This window comes from Desulfosediminicola sp. (genome assembly GCF_048381775.1).
GTDB lineage: Bacteria > Desulfobacterota > Desulfobulbia > Desulfobulbales > Desulfocapsaceae > Desulfopila > Desulfopila ganghwensis.
The window spans coordinates 58,065-75,964 of sequence record NZ_JBLXGE010000012.1; the positions used below are offsets into that span (position 1 = coordinate 58,065).

Annotated in this window: 17 protein-coding genes; 7 read left to right on the forward strand and 10 right to left on the reverse strand. The window is 51.1% G+C overall.

The features are described 5' to 3' along the window. The first annotated feature begins 37 nt into the window (after nucleotides 1-37). The 4 genes from ACN5NT_RS18240 to ACN5NT_RS18255 all read left to right on the forward strand — a co-directional run bounded on the left by ACN5NT_RS18240 (nucleotide 38) and on the right by ACN5NT_RS18255 (nucleotide 3,845). Nucleotides 38-664 (forward strand): LysE family translocator, encoded by a 627-nt coding sequence (locus ACN5NT_RS18240; protein WP_136799174.1) that lies wholly within the window; start codon nucleotides 38-40, stop codon nucleotides 662-664. A gap of 83 nt (nucleotides 665-747) precedes the next feature. Beyond that, nucleotides 748-1,434 (forward strand): DUF2293 domain-containing protein, encoded by a 687-nt coding sequence (locus ACN5NT_RS18245; RefSeq protein ID WP_419176380.1) that lies wholly within the window; start codon nucleotides 748-750, stop codon nucleotides 1,432-1,434. Between the two features lie 351 nt (nucleotides 1,435-1,785). Next, the gene (locus ACN5NT_RS18250) at nucleotides 1,786-3,192 is read left to right on the forward strand and encodes an MFS transporter (RefSeq protein ID WP_419176381.1); all 1,407 of its coding nucleotides are present in this window, start codon (nucleotides 1,786-1,788) and stop codon (nucleotides 3,190-3,192) included. A 98-nt stretch (nucleotides 3,193-3,290) separates the two neighbouring features. Beyond that, the gene (locus ACN5NT_RS18255) at nucleotides 3,291-3,845 is read left to right on the forward strand and encodes a nitroreductase family protein (RefSeq protein WP_419176382.1); all 555 of its coding nucleotides are present in this window, start codon (nucleotides 3,291-3,293) and stop codon (nucleotides 3,843-3,845) included. A 75-nt stretch (nucleotides 3,846-3,920) separates the two neighbouring features. Here ACN5NT_RS18255 and ACN5NT_RS18260 read toward each other — a convergent pair whose 3' ends face one another. Together ACN5NT_RS18260 and ACN5NT_RS18265 are read right to left on the reverse strand one after the other, a co-directional pair. Then, entirely contained in the window at nucleotides 3,921-4,916 is a 996-nt protein-coding gene (locus ACN5NT_RS18260; protein WP_419176383.1) for a PA2778 family cysteine peptidase, read from the reverse strand. Next, complete coding sequence (locus tag ACN5NT_RS18265; protein ID WP_136799179.1) at nucleotides 4,917-5,309, reverse strand: PA2779 family protein; 393 nt, start codon at nucleotides 5,307-5,309, stop codon at nucleotides 4,917-4,919. A gap of 489 nt (nucleotides 5,310-5,798) precedes the next feature. Here ACN5NT_RS18265 and ACN5NT_RS18270 point away from each other — a divergent pair, with 489 nt between their 5' ends. Beyond that, nucleotides 5,799-8,177 carry an SLC13 family permease gene (locus tag ACN5NT_RS18270; protein ID WP_419176384.1) on the forward strand — a complete coding sequence of 793 codons (2,379 nt, stop codon included), beginning with the start codon at nucleotides 5,799-5,801 and terminating at the stop codon, nucleotides 8,175-8,177. A 29-nt stretch (nucleotides 8,178-8,206) separates the two neighbouring features. Here ACN5NT_RS18270 and fahA read toward each other — a convergent pair whose 3' ends face one another. The 7 genes from fahA to ACN5NT_RS18305 all read right to left on the reverse strand — a co-directional run bounded on the left by fahA (nucleotide 8,207) and on the right by ACN5NT_RS18305 (nucleotide 15,620). Continuing rightward, on the reverse strand, nucleotides 8,207-9,451 hold the full coding sequence (fahA, locus tag ACN5NT_RS18275) for a fumarylacetoacetase (protein WP_419176385.1): 1,245 nt from the start codon (nucleotides 9,449-9,451) through the stop codon (nucleotides 8,207-8,209). Between the two features lie 70 nt (nucleotides 9,452-9,521). Next, complete coding sequence (locus tag ACN5NT_RS18280; RefSeq protein ID WP_419176386.1) at nucleotides 9,522-10,427, reverse strand: hypothetical protein; 906 nt, start codon at nucleotides 10,425-10,427, stop codon at nucleotides 9,522-9,524. Beyond that, a complete protein-coding gene (locus ACN5NT_RS18285; protein WP_136797219.1) occupies nucleotides 10,424-11,590 on the reverse strand; it encodes a homogentisate 1,2-dioxygenase in 1,167 nt (388 codons plus the stop codon). The genes ACN5NT_RS18280 and ACN5NT_RS18285 overlap by 4 nt, the downstream gene beginning before the upstream one ends. A gap of 56 nt (nucleotides 11,591-11,646) precedes the next feature. Continuing rightward, entirely contained in the window at nucleotides 11,647-12,729 is a 1,083-nt protein-coding gene (gene hppD, locus ACN5NT_RS18290) for a 4-hydroxyphenylpyruvate dioxygenase (RefSeq protein ID WP_419176387.1), read from the reverse strand. A gap of 259 nt (nucleotides 12,730-12,988) precedes the next feature. Further along, nucleotides 12,989-13,780: a sulfite exporter TauE/SafE family protein gene (locus tag ACN5NT_RS18295; protein WP_136797215.1), complete on the reverse strand. Its 792-nt coding sequence runs from the start codon at nucleotides 13,778-13,780 to the stop codon at nucleotides 12,989-12,991. A 29-nt stretch (nucleotides 13,781-13,809) separates the two neighbouring features. After that, nucleotides 13,810-14,817, reverse strand: coding sequence for an alpha-hydroxy-acid oxidizing protein (locus ACN5NT_RS18300; RefSeq protein ID WP_419176388.1), 1,008 nt, complete (start codon nucleotides 14,815-14,817; stop codon nucleotides 13,810-13,812). Between the two features lie 95 nt (nucleotides 14,818-14,912). After that, the gene (locus ACN5NT_RS18305; protein ID WP_136797211.1) at nucleotides 14,913-15,620 is read right to left on the reverse strand and encodes a FadR/GntR family transcriptional regulator; all 708 of its coding nucleotides are present in this window, start codon (nucleotides 15,618-15,620) and stop codon (nucleotides 14,913-14,915) included. A 273-nt stretch (nucleotides 15,621-15,893) separates the two neighbouring features. On the opposite strand from ACN5NT_RS18305, the gene ACN5NT_RS18310 reads away from it, so the two are divergent. Beyond that, nucleotides 15,894-16,673, forward strand: coding sequence for a copper resistance protein NlpE N-terminal domain-containing protein (locus ACN5NT_RS18310; RefSeq protein WP_419176389.1), 780 nt, complete (start codon nucleotides 15,894-15,896; stop codon nucleotides 16,671-16,673). After that, a complete protein-coding gene (locus tag ACN5NT_RS18315; protein ID WP_419176390.1) occupies nucleotides 16,660-16,947 on the forward strand; it encodes an META domain-containing protein in 288 nt (95 codons plus the stop codon). Before ACN5NT_RS18310 ends, ACN5NT_RS18315 begins: the two co-directional genes overlap by 14 nt. 307 nt (nucleotides 16,948-17,254) lie before the next feature. Here the strand turns inward: ACN5NT_RS18315 and ACN5NT_RS18320 are convergent, their stop codons facing one another. Next, entirely contained in the window at nucleotides 17,255-17,809 is a 555-nt protein-coding gene (locus tag ACN5NT_RS18320) for a DJ-1 family glyoxalase III (RefSeq protein ID WP_136797207.1), read from the reverse strand. Nucleotides 17,810-17,900 lie beyond the last annotated feature (91 nt).

Genomic DNA, 17,900 nt, shown 5'->3' on the forward strand with positions numbered 1-17,900 from the left:
GCCCTTTTTGTTGATACAGGATTCCCAGGAGACGTTCATGTTACCGTTCGATGTTATCTTGCTGTTTTTTACTTCGTCAATTCTGCTGGCCATGGCCCCAGGGCCGGATAATCTTTTTGTTTTGGCGCAGTCGGCGCAGCACGGTAAAAAGGCCGGCATTGTTGTGACCTTTGGCCTTTGCACCGGTGTACTGGTGCATACCGCGGCGGTGAGCATGGGGGTTGCAGCAATCTTCCAGACTTCGCAGTTGGCTTTCAATATTCTGAAATATATCGGTGCGGCGTATTTGATTTATCTGGCGGTGATGTCCTTTAGGGCGAGCGGTGCCGCAGGTGGTCCGGGCAGGGTGGAAAAACTCCAGTACCGACGTCTCTATGGACGGGGAGTGATTATGAATATCACCAACCCGAAAGTTTCGATCTTCTTTCTGGCATTTCTGCCGCAATTCGCCAGCCCCGCTCATGGGCCGATTATTCCGCAGATGCTGATGCTTGGAGCACTATTTATTGTTTCAACCATCCTTATTTTCGGGGCAGTTGCTCTTTTGGCGGGATCATTTGGCGAATGGCTCGCTCAATCGGAACGGGCCAGCAGGATACTCAACCGAACTGCCGGAACGATTTTCGGAGCGTTGGCTATCAAGCTGGTAATGTCTGAACGTTAACTGTATCAGTCCACACATTTTCACCGTCAGTAACAAGTGACGCAGAAAATCTCTTTCTTGTATTGGAGACAAATACTCTACCCATGCCTCATCAGAATAGAATAGTACAACCCGGCTTTAAAAAAGGCACAGTAATCTCAGAAGAAGATAATGTACTTACCCCCCCGGCAGACTGGAAGTTTCTCGGGGCGGGGGATGCCCCGCTCACCCGTAATGTGAAGAAAATGGGGCCCAGTTGGCAGGTGCAGGTGCAAAGAGGGCGTCGCAAGATATCCAAAGGTATCTGGGCACCCGCTGCAAATATCGATACCGCAAGGGAGGAGCTTGAAGCAAAGCGTTCCACACCTGAATATGCCAGAAAGCGTACTACGGATTTAAAGCGAAAAGAGCGGAAGCATAATCAATATGTCGACGAATTTTATGCTGCTACCTTGCAGTTTCTCAACTTTCATCCTGATTATCGGCAGCATGCTGAAAATCTGGCCAGGGCTGTAGCGGCCCATGCAACCCCTGTAGGTTCAGGTACTGTTGCCAGAACCGAGCGTATATCGTTGGCAGAGAGAGTGCAGGCGGCTGTAATTGCCTGGATGCGTCACCAGACGACCAGTTATGACAACATGTCCATTGCCCGTATAAAGGGTAAGAGACGGGAGGTTAGGAGGATGCTGGCAGAGCGTTCATGGCGGCTATTGTCCCGTTACAGATCAGGCCTGCCTGTGGAGGAGGGGTGCCCCCTTTACAAAGCTCTCACCAGCTTGGACAATAGCTGAGGTCACCCGAATTCTCATAAATACTTTGTCGAGAGAAAGACAACTCGTTTGATTTCAGGTAGTGGCTTTTCATTGGGTCTCTGCTCTTTCACAATGATGGCAACGGGAGATCTGTCGGGGAGCACATCTGCTTTACTCCTTTCGCAGTAGCAGGAGTCAGGAGTGTTTGGCAGGAAAAATATCGAAGCGTGTGACGTCTGCATTACAAATGAGATATCCGGCTAACTGTTAAGCATAGCGAGAGAAAAAGCTTGTGAGCATTTGTGTTAGAGTATAATTTCCAGTTGTTAGGTACGTGCTTGTTGCCTGGGTGTGGTGATTTGGTGTAACAAAAGATCATGCGAGGAAACGATGGGTAAAGACGATAAGAGTGCGGTTGTACAGACGACCCGGGAGCGCTCGGCGCTTCTGGTAGCAACGCTGACCTCGTTTATCGGGCCGTTTATGATATCCTCGGTCAATGTTGCCCTGCCCGTGATTCAGCAGGAACTCAGGATGGACGCGGTGGAGTTGAGCTGGATTGCTACATCCTATCTGCTCGCCATAGCCGTATTCCTGCTGCCTGCGGGAAAACTTGCCGATATCCATGGCAGAAAGCGTATCTTTGCCGTGGGCCTGGCTATTTATACGGTCGGCGCCACTTTGGCAGCCTTTGCCAATTCAGCTGCCATGCTGATTTCCATGCGGGTGATTCAGGGGATTGGCGGGGCATTGTTCGTGACCACGGGCATGGCGATCCTTACCTCAATTTTTCCGCCGCAAAAGCGCGGGCGGGTCATTGGTATCTATGTTTCGGCAGTCTATGTCGGTTTATCAATGGGACCTTTTGCCGGCGGCTACATCACGCACTATCTCGGTTGGCGGGCTATATTTTTGCTGATGGCACCGTTTGGCGCCTTCTCGCTTTATATGACACTCAGGCATTTGAAGGGGGAGTGGTACGGCGCAAAAGGAGAAAAACTTGATGTGCCGGGTTCCTTTTACTACGGTTTCTCCATCATCGCTTTTGTCTACGGCGCAACAAAGTTGCCTGAATTGACCGGGATTATTCTTTCAATTTCGGGGCTTTTGGGGTTAGTCTTTTTCATCTGGCAGCAAAAACGCTCAAGCATGCCGCTTTTTCATATAGAGCTTTTTTCAATCAACAAGGTATTTGCCTATTCAAGCTACGCCGCGTTGTTGAATTATTCGGCTACATTCGGCATAACATTTATGGTTAGCCTGTATCTGCAGTTCATCAAGGGCATGTCCCCCCAGGCGGCCGGGAGCGTGCTGATGGCACAGCCGGTAATGATGGCCCTGCTCTCACCTTTGGCTGGCAGATTCTCCGATCGTATCGAACCGAGGATACTTGCCACTGCAGGAATGACTATTACCGCTATTGGCGTCCTGTTATTCAGCAGGTTGGACGAGACAACCCCCGTTGGCCTGATTATTGCCAATCTTATTTTTCTGGGTACTGGCTTCGCCCTGTTTAGTTCGCCCAATATGAGCGCCATGATGGGTGCGGTGGAAAAGCGTCATTATGGGTTGGCTTCGGGGCTGGTGGCAACCATGAGGCTGTTGGGACAGATGTGTTCCATGGCTCTTGCCACAGTGGTTTTGGCTCTACTGGTTGGGCGTGAGGCGATCGCACCGGAAAACTACGATCGTTTCCTGGCAAGTATTGAGATAATTTTTGTGATCTCCGGTTTCCTCTGTATCCTAGGTGTATACTTCTCCTGGTCAAGGGGGAGACTGGCCAGACCCGGCAGATAGGTTGCAAAGACGGATGACGGAGCTGATGGCTCCTGGAGTAAAGGTGCCCTGGCTGTGTGATGCAGGGAATATGAAAGACAACAGCAAGGAGGAGATGCATGCAGAGCTTCATGGAAACAGCAATGGCACGAAGAAGTATCAGACGCTTTGAATCCAGGCCGATAGAAGAGGACAAGCTGGCCAGAATCCTGGAGGCAGCGCGCTGGAGTCCCTCGTGGGCGAATACCCAGTGTTGGGAAATTGTTGCTGTTGAATCTCCAGAGACATTGGAGAAACTCGGTGCAGAACTGTCACCCAAAAACCCGGCAACTCTGGCGATCGCAAAGGGGCCACTGACCCTGGCAATCTGTGGAGAGAAGGAAAAATCAGGTTATTACAAGGGAACAAAGTCGACCAAATTTGGTGACTGGCTGATGTTCGATCTCGGTCTGCTTACCCAGACCATTTGCCTGGCTGCCCATGAAGAGGGGTTGGGCTCGGTTATCGTCGGTTCATTCGATCATGACAAGGTTAACGCTCTATTAGAGATACCTGATGAGTACGAAGTGGTTGCTCTGTTGCCTATGGGCTATCCTGATCACGCACCTTCACCTCCAAAGCGTCGCGAGTTGTCTGAATTTTGCCACAAGGAAAAATTTGGCCGGAAAGGCTGATTGTCCAGGTTGTATCATTTCGAGGAGTGATGTTCCGGCACACCTCGAAATGATACTGCTGAAATAGTTTGTGAGTTACATCTCCTCAATGGAAATTATCTCACTGCAGTTTTTACTTTTTCGGGATTCGTGTTTAATGCTGATCTCCGCCCTGGTGTTCCGGAGATGTTCAGTCATCCTGGAGTGCGGGTGCTTTCGTTCAAACCCTGAACAGAGAAAGATATCGATAAGCTCCAGAGCCTGCCCGTAGCATTGCATGGCAGCGAGTGACTCGGCGAGATTATTGATCACCGCCGGGTTTTCCGGCTCCTGGTCGAGTAGCTGTTTATAGAATCTTGCCGCAGCCCGGTACTGCTCTTTGCCATACATGGTGTTGGCAAGACCAAAGAGCGCTGTACGATTGTCCGGATGGCTTTGCAGGAAGGCGATATAGCTTTTCTCGGCAAGTCGCATATTGCCTGACTCTTCAGCTTGAGATACCGCACTCATATACTTCTCCACATTGCCGTCAGCCGGCATCTCCCCAGGCTTGAGCGCTACAATGCCCCAGCTTTCAGCCCTCTGCCAGCTCCTCCAGAATTTCTTTTTGCTGATCATGAGTCTTTCAGTGGTACCGGACCGGAGTATGAATTCATCCTGGTCGGAAATGCCTATTACTACAGCGTAGTGATAGGCAGGAAGCGTTTTCAAACCGAGGTTTTGCAGCACCAAAACGGTACGGCCCGCAGCTATTTCGTCGGCGATTGCCTCAAGCGTCGGTTCGATGACATAGGGAATGCGGCCATGTCGGCGCGTGGTGGCAATTATTTCCAGCTGCAGGGAGCCCTGGCGGCCGGGAATATACACTTCATCGACAAGAAGGTCAGGTAGGGTGATAACATCAGAACTGACCAGCAACGTTGCCAGGGCGGCTGGACCGCACTGATATTCTTCCTGGGGAAAGAACGGGGTGGTCGTAAGTTCTATTGTTTGGGGCTGGTTGAAGTCGGTGACCAGTTTGGGGTGATGGCTGCAGCCGGCCAGAAACACGATCAGGCCGGCTATACCCATCAGGCATAAGTGTCTGAGCATTTAAATTTTACTAAACACATTCGTTACGCCGAGTAGATCGAGAACAAGGAGTACCAGGAAGGTGATACCGAGAACCTCAATTACACCGGCACCTGCTGGCAGCTCTCCGATTCTTGATTGCAATTGTTCCAGCTCGGCTGGAGAAAGCGCAGCAATACGCTCTTCTGCCTTGGCCGGATCAACGCCAAGGCGAACCAGTTCTTGTGTTACATCGTCGTGGGTCAAAATCTCGCGAATCTGTTCCCTGGTGGCTTCTGTACTCTGTGCTTTCTCGGACTCGATCATAGTGTGAGTGGAGATAAGTGCAGCCTTGGCGCCGGGAAGGGAACCTGATACCAGGAAAAACTGTAATAGTGTGAAAAATATGATAGATTTTTTACAACGTGAATTCATTTAAAACCTCAGGAATAAATTGGACGCGGGGTGAAAAAACAGGGCTGAACAGAATCTACATGCGTCCGATGGAGTGTCGATGACCTGGGGGGCTGCATCGAGAGTCCTGCAGTCTGTGCGGTCTTTCATTACAACCCATGAACTTACACTTGTACACTTTCATAGGCAATTGTTTTTGACAATAAAGGATCAATGATATACCTGCGTATCAGGCCATCACGAATATTTTATAATAACTTTCAGCTCTTTCCGGGTATATCATATATCAGCACTGTATGTACCCCTGTGGTCATTCTTTTCAGGATGATAGGTTGGCCCCGTTGCTTGCAGCCCGGGCACGCCTGTTGATCTCATATTTCTGGTTATAAATGCTTGCGACTGTTTGGTTGCTGTCCTGATTGCCGAAATCAGCAAACAGCTGAATGCCTGGCTCGCAAGTGAAGAAGTTATAAAACCGGTGGCAAAATATAATCTGGAGAGTAGCAAAAAATGTCAGCTGAAATTCTATTAGTTTTTGGAATCCTGATAGTTGTAATAGGGGTGCTGGTAACAGAGGTGATGCCGCTTGAAGTGCTGGCTATGCTGGTGCTTGGTGTATTGGCGGTGACAGGTTTGGTGAGCCCCACCGAAGCCCTTGCCGGTTTCAGCAATCCGGCAGTGGTGACTATCTGGGCAGTGTTTATCCTGAGTGGCGGGCTTACTCGCACCGGAATCGCTAATATTCTCGGCAGGAATTTGTTAAAGGTTGCCGGTGAGGGTGAAAGTCGCCTGATTCTGCTCGTTATGTTTGTGGCTGGTGGGCTTTCAGCCTTTATGAATAATGTGGCAGTTGCGGCCCTGATGCTGCCGGTGGTGATGGATATCTGTAGAAAGACCGGTCATCCGCCTTCAAGGATGCTCATGCCTCTGGCCTACGGATCACTGTTGGGCGGGTTGACAACCATGATCGGTACCCCGCCTAATATATTGGTATCCGAAGCGCTTCGGGCCAACGATCTCACGCCTTTTGGTCTCTTTGATTTTACTCCGGTGGGTATCATCGTGATGGTGAGCGGTATGCTCTTTATCACCTTTGTCGGTATTCGATTGTTGCCAGAGAAATCGGCCATGGCAGATGGTGAGGCAACTGGTACTGGAGACGTGAATCTGATGCTCGAGCAGTACCACCTGGAAGAACGTCTGTTCCGCATTCATATTCCTAAAGACTCTCCACTGGTGGGACATACCCTTGCTTCAAGTCATCTTGGTTCTAGACTTGGTCTGAACGTGGTCGGTATCAATCGGGGCAGACGCAGTTTTTTAGCCCCTGCAGCGAGCGATGAGATCATGGGGGATGATGAACTGATCGTAGAGGGAAGGCTGGATCGTATCCAGGAGATGAATAACTGGGGACAACTGCTCACCCTCAGCGATCTGAGCAGGGAAAACATTCTGATAGAACATGGCATGAAGGTCGCAGAAATTCAGCTGGCGGCAGGTAGCCCGTGGATAGGCAAGACCCTGTCCGGGCTCAACTTTAGAAACATGTTCGGTCTCAATGTTCTCGAGTTGAGAAGGTTTGAACGGAGGATAGAATACAATGTAAAATCCCAGCAGCTCAGGGCGGGTGATGTGATAGTTGTCCATGGCCCGGCAGATAAAATCAGCGAACTGGGGCAAGTCGAAGGTATCATGGCGCCAGTAGTGCTGGGATTGTCGGATATTCATGAGGATTATGCGCTGGGCAGGAAGGTGCGAATCCTCCGTGTTCCCAATCGCTCCCGGCTGCTCGGCATGTCTGTTTCTGAGAGCAGGCTGGGTGATGCCCTGGATGTCCAGGTCCTCTCAATCATCAGGGAGAGTGGTGAAGCCATCATTCCCGCTTCGGACACTATTTTCGAAGCAGGCGATATGCTGGTTGTTTCCGGCATGTCAGACCTGATTGCAGTGCTGTTGATGCAGGGTCTGGAAGCGGTGTTTGAGAAGGGGACGGACGGAGTAAACGATATTTCCCTGCTCGAAGATGATAAGGTCGGTGTGCTCGAGGTGATTGTTTCGCCCCACTCCAACCTCAACGACCAGACTCTGGATGAGATAAACTTTCGTGAAAAGTTCGGCCTCAATGTGCTGGCAGTGTGGCGAAAGGGCAGAGTTATTCGAACGGGTCTCCGTGATCTGCAACTGCAGTTCGGTGACGCTCTCCTGCTCTTTGGTTCCTGGAAAAAACTGGCAGTCCTGGGACGCGAACCGGACTTTGTGGTGCTGACAGAGACAATGCAGGAGCCGGCCCGTGAGGAAAAAGCCAAAACAGCTTTGGCCATTATGGCTGCCGTGCTGTTGCCGGTGATTTTTGGCTGGGTGCCGATATATATCGCCGTGGTGATCGGTGCGGCGTGTATGGTACTCACGAAATGCCTGACCATGGATGAGGCGTATCGTTATATTGAATGGAAGGCTGTCTTTCTTATTGCCGGGATGTTGCCTCTGGGGGTGGCTCTGGATAAAACTGGAGCAGCGGCCATGGTCGCAGAGAATGTGATCACAATTATGGGTCCCTTCGGCCCTTATGGCGTACTCTTCGGGCTCCTGTCGATCACTTTTGCGGCAACCAGCATTATTCCCACTGCTGCGCTTGTGGTGCTCATGGTGCCCATAGCCCTGCAGACCTCGGCGGGGCTTGGCATCTCGCCATACCCGCTGATGATGGGGATCGCCATGGCGGCATCCTCGAGCTTCACCTCACCGATTTCACATCCGGCAAATGTGCTGGTGATGGGACCGGGCGGCTATTCATTTATGGATTATGTCAAGTTGGGTTTGCCGTTGACCTTAGTGATATTGGCGCTGTTGATGATTGTTATTCCAGTGTTCTGGCCCATGACTGTTTGAAGGAGGTAGGTGAGAGGAGTTAGGAGTGGTTAATATGGTGGGAGAATTGTCCCCCGAACTTCGCCAAACCCGACGCGATACCCGTCACCCTGGCACCAGCCGGTCATGGTGACAGTGTCGCCATCCTGTAAAAAGGTGCGTGTTTTTCCCTGGCCTATGGCAACTGGTTGAGTCCCCTTCCAGGAGAGTTCAAGCATACTGCCGAAGCTTCCCGGTTCGGGGCCACTGATTGTACCGGAGGCCATCAGGTCTCCCGGCAGGATATTGCAGCCGGTGGCGGTATGGTGGGCAAGCTGCTGACTCATGGTCCAGTACAAATGCCTGAAGTTACTTCGGCAGACACGATTATTGCCAATATACACTTCAAGGTTGATATCGTAGGTGCAGCGTTCCCGGCTTTGCAGATACGGGAGAACCTCGGGAGATTGTACCGGGGCGTCCCTTCTGAATGGGGAAAGAGCTTCTATGGGAACCACCCATGGCGAGATGGATGTGGCGAAGTTCTTTGCCGTGAACGGGCCGAGTGGCTGGTATTCCCATTTCTGGATATCCCGTGCCGACCAGTCATTTACCAGCACCATGCCAAATACATGATCCATGGCCTGCTGCATGGTGACCGGCCTGCCAAGCGCGGAACCAGGGCCGATAAAGAAACCCATCTCAAGCTCAAAATCCAGTGATCGGGTGGCGGCAAATTCAGGTATCGGGCTGTCATCCGCCTTGACCTGGCCCATCGGCCGATGAATCGGGGTGTCACTGACCACCACAGAACTTGAACGGCCATGGTAGGCTACAGGCAGGTGCAGCCAGTTGGGCATGAGGGCGTTCTCCGGTCCCCTGAACATGGTGCCGACGTTGGTGGCATGTTCCCTGGATGAATAGAAGTCGGTGTAGTCGCCGATAATTGCCGGGAGGTGCATTGTCACATCCTTTACAGGCAGCAACGCGCTTGAACGGAGTTGATGATTATCGCGCAGCGTTGGTTCCTGCTCATTCAATAACCGTGAAATAATTGTGCGAACCTGGCTCCAGGCAGAGGGGCCTGCAGCGAAAAAGAGGTTGAGCGAGTTCCTGTTGAACAGTCTTGGGAGAGGAACGAAGAAACCCTCGGTTTCAAGCAGGGCCAGATCCAATACCAACTCCCCGATGCGGGCTCCAATACGTGCCGTGCCATCGTGGGAAAACACCCCGTACGGCAAGTTCTGGATTGGGAAATGACTGTGCTGGTCATAATCAACGAAGGAACGCAATGTCGGGTCGGTGGATGCTGTCATTTGATCACAACTACCTCGTATATGATGACGTAATGAGAAAATCTATCTGGTTCAATTCGAAATATTCGGGTTACGCCTTCACGTTATCAGTAAGCAGACCGAGATTTTTGAGCCCCTCAAGGGGCTCAGCAAAAGAACAACTGCCAAAGCTTATTACTCTGGTTGTGCGGAATCTTTTCAGTTCCGCCAGCGGCAGAAAGTGGTTACGCCAATGAATGCCATCGGGGGCGAAGGTGAAATTCCCGTCGTTTTCATCGGTCAGACAGGCGGAGATATCATGCTGTTCAATGGCCTCTCCCTGGTAAAGCAGAGTGGCGAAAAAGATGTTGAGAAAACCGTGCTGCATTATATCAAAAGTTGAGGATACATTGCGTAAGGGATGGTGCAGTCCGGCAGTAAACTTGATGGGAACATCCTTTTTCTTACAAAGGGTGATTGCGGTGGCAACTTTTTTCACAGACGGGAACGCGCTCGCCATAACCCCACCGCATCTCAGTTTGAAACCGGCCTGGGCGGAAGAGGATGTCGCTCGGTTACTGCCGTTAAAGATCGCCAACGCATCTGTTGCTGTCTCGAGGTCAGAACTCTCAAAGAATAATTTCACATCACCTATCCCGGCTAACTTCAGGAAGTTGTGCAGCCGTACAATACGTTCCAGGCAACGATCCCGGGAGAGGCAATTGCCGGGGATGGTGGTCTCGACTGCGTTGATGACCTCGCCAAAACGTTTTAAGAAGGCATAGTCGGCGGAATCACCGTCCGGAGGGATCAGAACACTTAAGGGAAACGAGTTGTCGATTCCTGATTCCTGCAGCCGGGCGGCAGAGATGATAAATCTGCCGAGCATCCATCCGTGGGGGCTTTGCCGGGCGCTTCTGTACTCTTTTTCGGCATGGCTGATATCGAGTGCGGCAGGCGGGAAAAGACCTGCATAGTCGATAAGCGAAGTCATGAATGATCGAAAAGTTGCATTCATAGTTCTTCTTCAACCCAGGAAAGGTGGTAATCGCTCTCCTCGCAGGGGAGTAGCCCTTTGGCCACGTGCAGGGGCTCGAACGTATCTATCATTACTGCCTCCTCTTTAGTCGCTTTTTTGCCGATAGAATCTTCAACTTTTCCCGGATGCGGGCCATGGGGGAAACCGTCGGGATGAAGGGTGATAGAGCCGAATTCTATACCTTTTCTGCTCATGAATGTGTCACTGCAGTAGTAGAGCATTTCGTCAGAGCCGATGTTGGAATGATTGTAGGGCGCGGGGATGGCCTCGGGGTGATAGTCGAATAATCTCGGTACAAAGGAAAAAACTACAAAACCATCGCTCTCAAAGGTTTGGTGTACCGGCGGGGGCTGGTGGATACTGCCGGTAATCGGCTCGAAATCGGAGATGTTGAAGGCCCAGGGGTAGTAATAACCGTCCCAGCCCACAGTATCTATCGGGTGATGGTCGAGCACGGTCCGGTGTAATGCGTTTTGCGCTTTGACGATTATCGGGAACTCCCCACGTTCATCATGGGTATAGAGCAGGGTGGGGGGACGAATATCGCGTTCGCAGAAAGGGGCATGCTCGTGGAGTTGTCCATGGGAATTTCGGTATCGTTCAGGTGTCCGGATATAACCGCGGCTTTCGATAATGAGAAAAATATTCTTGGTATTGGTGAACCGGTATCTGTGGGTGATACCTTTAGGCACCACCAGAAAATCACCTCGCCGGAAATCCAGCTCACCCATTTGCGACTCGAGAACCCCTTCCCCCTGGGTGACAAAGACTATTTCGTCTCCCTCACCGTTACGGTAGAAGAAGGGATCGTCCATGGCAGGCCGGGCAAACGAAATCGCCACATCATCATTAAAGAGCAGGGGGATGCGGTCGAGAGTAGGGCTTGGGCCGGCGGTGGGGAGCCGGTGGGTATGAAAGAGACGCAATTTCAGCATCAGGTTCGGGTCAACTTCCCATTTCAGTTCTTTTACAAATTCAACCCGCTTGACGGGGGTGGGCGGACGCAGGGTATAGAGCAACGACTTGATGCCTGCAAAACCGAGTGTGCCCATAAGGTGTTCGTGGTGGAGCGAACCGTCCGGTTTGCGAAAAACGGTATGTCGCTTATGTGGAATCTTGCCAAGCTTGTGATAAAAAACCATGAGTCCCCCAAGAAAAATTACCCTGGCTCGCGGGCCAGAAAATTATTACCAGGTACTTACAGGTTACCCCGCCTCCTCTGTTCCATTTCCATGGATTCGAACAATGCCTTGAAGTTGCCTTTGCCAAAACTCTCACAACCCGCCCGTTGGATAACCTCGAAAAAAAGTGTAGGGCGGTCCTGCAGGGGTTTGGTGAATATCTGCAGCAGGTAGCCGTTTTTGTCGCGATCGATAAGGATGTTGTTTTCCCTGATTTCCTTTCTGTCTTCCTTGATAGTCCCTACCCGGTCCCAGACAGTGTCATAGTACGTATCTGGTATCGAGAGGAAATGCAGGCCATTTCCCCTGAGTTTTCTGACAGTTGTTACAATGTCGGCGGAGTAGAGAGCGATATGCTGAACACCTGCCGAATAGTGAAAATCTATATACTCCTGGATCTGACTTTTCCGCTTAGCCCTGGCAGGTTCATTGATCGGCAGTTTGATATTGCGCGAATCGTTGGCCATGACCTTGGAACGCAGGGCAGAGAATTCTGTGGAGATGTCTTTGTCGTCATAAGAGACAAACTGATGGAAGCCGAACACCTCTTTATAAAAGTCACACCACCTGTCCATCTGGCGCTGTTCGGCATTGGCGACGACATGGTCGATCCGGCTGATCCCGACAGATTCCCCGGCAAGCTCCGCCGCCTGATAGCCGGGCAGAAAAGGCCCGTTGTAATTATTCACAGAGACAAAGCTGTGCACCACGTCACCATAGGTGTGAATAGCGGCTCTGCGGATACGGCCGTTACCATCTTCAACGTCATGGGGAAAGGTGGACGGTTCGGCACCGCGTGCCACTGTCTCATGGAAAACACCATCTACAGAGTCCACCTCAAAACAAATGTCTGCGACACTGTCTCCGTGCAGGGTGAGGAAGATATTGCGGGAATCGGCATAGTTTAAAGGGGTGGTGAGTACGAAAGTCACCCTGCCCTGTTGCAGAACATACGATGCTCTATCTGGAAAGCCGGTCTCCGGTCCGAGGTAGGCAACCTGGTTGAACCCTAACGCTTTCCGGTAGAAAAAGGCGGACTGGAGGCTGTTTCCCACGAGCAATTCAATGTGATGTATGCGTTTGACAGGCAATGATCCCATTACTTTCTCCAATATCACCGAGGTTATGGCGTGATATCTGATTCAGTCCACATCAAGAGCGTTGCAAAATTGCATAGAGAGGGCAAAAATACAGGTGCCTCTCATGCTCCTAAAGGATAGCGCAAAAAAAGAGGGCAAGGCAAGGTAAATGGACTGGAGAGTGCGAAATTGCTAGATTTGCACAAATGAAAAGCCTGACAAAACTGATCCGGCAGAGCAGGCCGTTTTGTCAGGCGAGGAAAGGGGGGCGGCTCAAGCTCTACAGGCCACCGATCAGCATCTTGGTGCCTACCACGTAAAGCAGAATAGAGAAAATCTTCTTCAATCTGTCCACCGGAAGGGTATGGGTCAGCCTGGCGCCGATTGGGGCGGTGCAGACACTGGCCAGGACGATACCGAACAGACCCGTCAGGTGGATATACCCAAGGTGGGGAGCTGCGATGTCGATCCCCATACCGTTAACGACATAGCCAGCTGTTCCGGCGATGGCGATGGGGAAGCCGATTGCGGATGAAGTGGCAATAGCCTTGCGTATCTCGGTATTGCACCAACTTAAAAAAGGTACCGAGAGGGTGCCGCCGCCAATACCCACCAGGCTGGAGAAGATGCCGATGGTACCTCCAGCGCCAAACATACCGACGCTGCCGGGCAAGGTCCTGTTGGGTTTGGGCTTGAAACCAATGAGCATCTGGGTTGCAACAAATATGAGAAAGAGCGCAAAAAAGATCTTCAGGAAATTGGTAGAGAGCTGAGCTGCGATCCAGGCACCGAAAAAGGTTCCGGCGAGAATGCCCGGGGTGATCCGGGTTACAGCCTGCCAGTTCACTGCCCCTCTCTTATGGTGAGCCCGCACACTGGAAAGTGAGGTGAAGACAATACTGGCCAGCGAGGTACCAAGCGCCATATGCAGTACATACTCATGGGGCACGCCGTGGGCAATAAAGGTGTATGTAAGCATGGGTACTATGACCATGCCTCCACCGATACCGAGAAGCCCGGCCATGAGCCCGGCAATTGCACCGGCACCGAGATACATTGCAAAAAACATCATACTTACATACTCCTGTAAAAAAATACTGGCTAAACCAGGATTTCGCGGCTCACGTTGCCGGCGCTGGCTGTGCCGGTAAGAACCATGGTCTGGATCAACTCACCGCGAATCTTTTCAAGATATGCCTGAACTCCATCCTGCAGTCCGCCTACTGCGGCAACAGAGACCGGGCGCCCTATCATGACAGCGTCTGCGCCGAGGGCCAGAAGCTTGAGCACATCTCCACCGCTTCTCACACCGCCATCGGCTATGATGGTGACCTTGCCTTTCACGGCATCGGCGATAGATGCAAGTACATCGGCGGCGCCTGGGGCAAAGTCGAGCACGCGGCCACCATGGTTGGAGACAACGATTGCATCCACACCAATCTCGGCTGCCATCTTCGCTTCATCCACGGTCATTACACCTTTCAGGATGAACTTCATGGAGGTGGAGTCGATGATCTTTTTGAGAGCCTCGGGGGTTTTCGGGGAAACAGGACGGCCCATCTGGCGCAGGGTAACGAGACCGGCTGCGTCTATGTCCATGCCAAAGATTTTGGTGCCGGATTTGACAGCCTTTTCAATTTTCTGGTCGAGCTCTTCATTTTCCCAGGGCTTGATAAAAGGAATACCCTTACCATCGTTTTTCTCGATGGCGGAAAATCCGGCGCTGTGCAGCCATTCAGGTACACCGTCACCGGTACAGCCGAGAGTGCCGGCGGCGAGGCAACCACCGATTACTGAATCTATATATTCTTCTTCGCTGATACCTCCGCCCATGTTGAAGCTCACGCCACCGATCGGCGCAGCAAGTACAGGCATAGAGAGTTTCTGGCCAAGAAAATCGATGCTGGTATCCGGTGCGGTGACATCATGAATCAGCCGCATGTTGAATTTGTAACGCGCGAGCGCCTCAACATTTGCGGCGAAGGAGGAACCGGTGCCAAGCCCCCCCATGCCTGGAACCTGGCCTACACAGGCCTTGCCGTTGCACTGCGGACAAACACGGCAAAAGCCTTTCATTTTCTCTCTGGCGACATCGTAATACTCTTTCACGTTGATTCTCCTTTATCAATTTAACGGGTTTGCCTGCGAAGGTGGTGGGGTGCAGTAAAAACGTCTAAATTCTATGTGTAAGGTGCGTTGAAGTGTTATCGGGTTTTCTTGATAGCTGTGAACTTATCCTGCGGCCGCTCTTCTGTCAGATGGGCGAGGTTCTGTTCGACCTGTACCATATGCTCCTGCATGTGGCGGGCTGCATCGGCGGAAGATTTTCGTTGCAGGGCATCGAATATCTGTTGGTGATAGCCCAGAGACATCACGCTTCTTTCCTGGCTCTGAAGCTCATTGACGCGACTCTCAGCCAACACGTCATGAACGGTGTCATAAATATCAAGCAGTACCCCATTGCCTGTGGCGCGAACAAGAAGCCTGTGAAACTGTTCGTCGTACGAAGCCCTGTCCCGGCCGCTGGCCACGGCCTCAGCCTGCACGTTTAAAATTTCTTCAAGCTCTTTCAGGGTCTGGTCGTCTATGCGGTTGGCGGCGAGCGCGGCTATCTGCGGTTCGAGCATGGAACGCAATTCGATAATCTCGTTGATGCGACGTTTTTTTCTGGTGACACCGTCTATCATGCAGCTCAGGGCGCCTTCGGCAACAAAGGTACCGGCACCGCGTCTGCTGACAACCACAGCTTTTTCCGCCAGTGCCTTTATCGCTTCGCGCACCGTATTGCGGGATACCTGATATTTTTCAGCCAAGTATCTCTCGGAGGGAATCCGGTCACCTGCGGCCAGTTCTCCGGTCCTGATGAGATCTTCGATCAGGCTGACAATTTCGTCGTGTCTTTTCTGGGTCATGGAGCCTCCTCAAGGGGTCATATTGGCCCAACCAATAGCAATAATTGCCGGGGATGTCAAGATTAATAACAGTAGAAGAAGCGGGCAAGACCAGCCAATCCTGGTAGGATAGACAGAAAAGGGTGGGGAAGCTTCTGGAAAAAGAGCTATTCTGAAACTACGATGGAATTAGAAACTAATACAGAGAACAAAATACAAGGCCGGTATAAATAATACAAGGGGTGGAAGATGAATCCTGGTGGGAGAAGAGCAAGCAGGGGAGTTACATTATGGGTGTCAATATTCCTGATGATGCTCTGGGGGTGTTCTCCGGTTGCTGAGGAAGCAGCAGAGGAGCAGTTACAGGAGCCATCTTCGCAGGATGTGCAATACACCAGGCTGAGTCTGCCGGCCACTTTTGTCGGCTCTATTCCCTGCGAGGATTGCGTTCGAGTTGATATCGTACTGAATTTGCGCCCGGATCAGCTCTATCAGCTTCGTAAAACCTACATTTCCAGTGGTCAGCGAGTGAAGAAGGTGGAATCGCAGATGCGTAACTGGCGATATTCCAGCGACGGCAGAATGATAATTCTCGGCAAGCAGAAAGGCATGCTCAAAACCTATGTGGTTGCTGATGATAATACCCTGGTTTTTCTGGAACTGGAAAGCGAGCGGGGTAAAGATCCTATCACCTATACGCTTACCCGGTCACCTGGATACGATCCCTTCGGCGACAGTGTGAAGATGCTGGGAATGTTCAGTTTAAGCGAAAGCGGCGGGACAATTATTGAGTGTTCCAGCGGTGAAGTGTTCAGTGTTTCAAGATCTGGTGATTTTGAAAGGATGGCAAAAGAGTATCTGCGAATGCCGCATAACCAGAGCGAACCTTTACTGCTATCATTTACGGGGACAATCCATGGTACAGGCGAAAGTTTTGGTGACAGCATCACGATAAATGATTTTAACCGTCTGTATCTTAATGGAAATTGCCTGGGAGAGCAGCAAAGTAAAAGTCTTACCGACTCAGTCTGGACGTTGGAGACAATCGGAAACAGGGGGTATGGCCGGTTATGAATACAGGTCTGCTCCCTACCTGATCTTGCGCAGGGACAACACTCTTCAGGGGTTTGCCGGTTGTAATGATATCTCCGGCACATATCTGGTGCGTGGTGATGTATTGCTCTTTAAAAGGATGATTCAGACCAGATTGGCCTGCTTTGAGGGGAATGAGCTGGAGAGCCTTTTTCTGGAGACTCTCGATAATGCCGAGCTTTTTACGATTGAGGAAGAAACGATGACAATTCTTGACCAGAATGGGGAGGTTCTGGCCACATTCACCGGCACATAATGTAGTCTGAGCAGATACGACCCGCTATTTATTGCCGCGTTTTGATTCACATACTGAAAAAAGAGTGAATCCCAAATGTCCCCGGTTAGCAGGTCGTTTCAACTCCTGAAAGGGTAATGCTTTATTCCGGCCACGAGAAAATTAAAAGTCTGTTCTGATCTTCAATAGAGCTTTTACTCTGAATAAGCAAAATAGCCAGAATTATCAAAACACACCCCACTCCTGTCTCTTCACCCGTGACTTCCCGTTTCCAGAAAATGATAGTGAAATAGATTGAGGTAACATGTTTCTCAGCGTAGCAGGACTGTTAAACCTCAACCACCATTCCCGCGGCTACCTCCTGCTTCTTCTCATCACCCATTAGAATACCCAGCAGCTCAAGGGAAAACTCCACAGCAGTACCAGCACCGCGACTGGTTACGCAGTTTTGGTCCATTACTACGTTTTTCTCAGATGTTTTGCCACTCTTCAGGCCACCGATAAAGCCGGGATGGCAGGTGGCGGATTTACCTTCGAGAAGACCATTCTCACCAAGAACCAGCGCGGGTGATGCGCAAATAGCGCCGTAGAGCTTGTTGGCCTTGTTCTGTTTTTTAAGGATATCGATAAGTGGTTTGGAGTCTCTTAGATGTTCAGCACCGGGAATACCACCAGGAACCACTACCAGATCATATTCTTCATCCATGCAGTCACTGATACGTTTATCTGCATGAATCTTCACACCATGAGAAGAGGTTATAACCAGGTCATGGACTGAAGCGATATCGACATCTGCACCTGCTCTTCTGAAAACATCCACGATGGCAAGGGCCTCGACCATTTCAATTCCGTCCGCTACAGGGACTAGTATTCTCTTTGTCATTTTTATGTCCTTTTAGGTAGAGGTTATGAATTCGGAGCCTGACCACGAGGATGATTGTAATCGGAGGTGTGAAGTGCGGCAAGGAGGAAGT

What these genes read in the sequence shown, in the direction of transcription:
- ACN5NT_RS18240 (WP_136799174.1), top strand. Translation starts at nt 38, where the DNA reads ATGTTACCGTTCGATGTTATCTTGCTGTTTTTTACTTCGTCAATTCTG.
- ACN5NT_RS18245 (WP_419176380.1), top strand. Translation starts at nt 748, where the DNA reads ATGCCTCATCAGAATAGAATAGTACAACCCGGCTTTAAAAAAGGCACA.
- ACN5NT_RS18250 (WP_419176381.1), top strand. Translation starts at nt 1,786, where the DNA reads ATGGGTAAAGACGATAAGAGTGCGGTTGTACAGACGACCCGGGAGCGC.
- ACN5NT_RS18255 (WP_419176382.1), top strand. Translation starts at nt 3,291, where the DNA reads ATGCAGAGCTTCATGGAAACAGCAATGGCACGAAGAAGTATCAGACGC.
- ACN5NT_RS18260 (WP_419176383.1), bottom strand. Translation starts at nt 4,916, where the DNA reads ATGCTCAGACACTTATGCCTGATGGGTATAGCCGGCCTGATCGTGTTT.
- ACN5NT_RS18265 (WP_136799179.1), bottom strand. Translation starts at nt 5,309, where the DNA reads ATGAATTCACGTTGTAAAAAATCTATCATATTTTTCACACTATTACAG.
- ACN5NT_RS18270 (WP_419176384.1), top strand. Translation starts at nt 5,799, where the DNA reads ATGTCAGCTGAAATTCTATTAGTTTTTGGAATCCTGATAGTTGTAATA.
- fahA (WP_419176385.1), bottom strand. Translation starts at nt 9,451, where the DNA reads ATGACAGCATCCACCGACCCGACATTGCGTTCCTTCGTTGATTATGAC.
- ACN5NT_RS18280 (WP_419176386.1), bottom strand. Translation starts at nt 10,427, where the DNA reads ATGAATGCAACTTTTCGATCATTCATGACTTCGCTTATCGACTATGCA.
- ACN5NT_RS18285 (WP_136797219.1), bottom strand. Translation starts at nt 11,590, where the DNA reads ATGGTTTTTTATCACAAGCTTGGCAAGATTCCACATAAGCGACATACC.
- hppD (WP_419176387.1), bottom strand. Translation starts at nt 12,729, where the DNA reads ATGGGATCATTGCCTGTCAAACGCATACATCACATTGAATTGCTCGTG.
- ACN5NT_RS18295 (WP_136797215.1), bottom strand. Translation starts at nt 13,780, where the DNA reads ATGATGTTTTTTGCAATGTATCTCGGTGCCGGTGCAATTGCCGGGCTC.
- ACN5NT_RS18305 (WP_136797211.1), bottom strand. Translation starts at nt 15,620, where the DNA reads ATGACCCAGAAAAGACACGACGAAATTGTCAGCCTGATCGAAGATCTC.
- ACN5NT_RS18315 (WP_419176390.1), top strand. Translation starts at nt 16,660, where the DNA reads ATGGCCGGTTATGAATACAGGTCTGCTCCCTACCTGATCTTGCGCAGG.
- ACN5NT_RS18320 (WP_136797207.1), bottom strand. Translation starts at nt 17,809, where the DNA reads ATGACAAAGAGAATACTAGTCCCTGTAGCGGACGGAATTGAAATGGTC.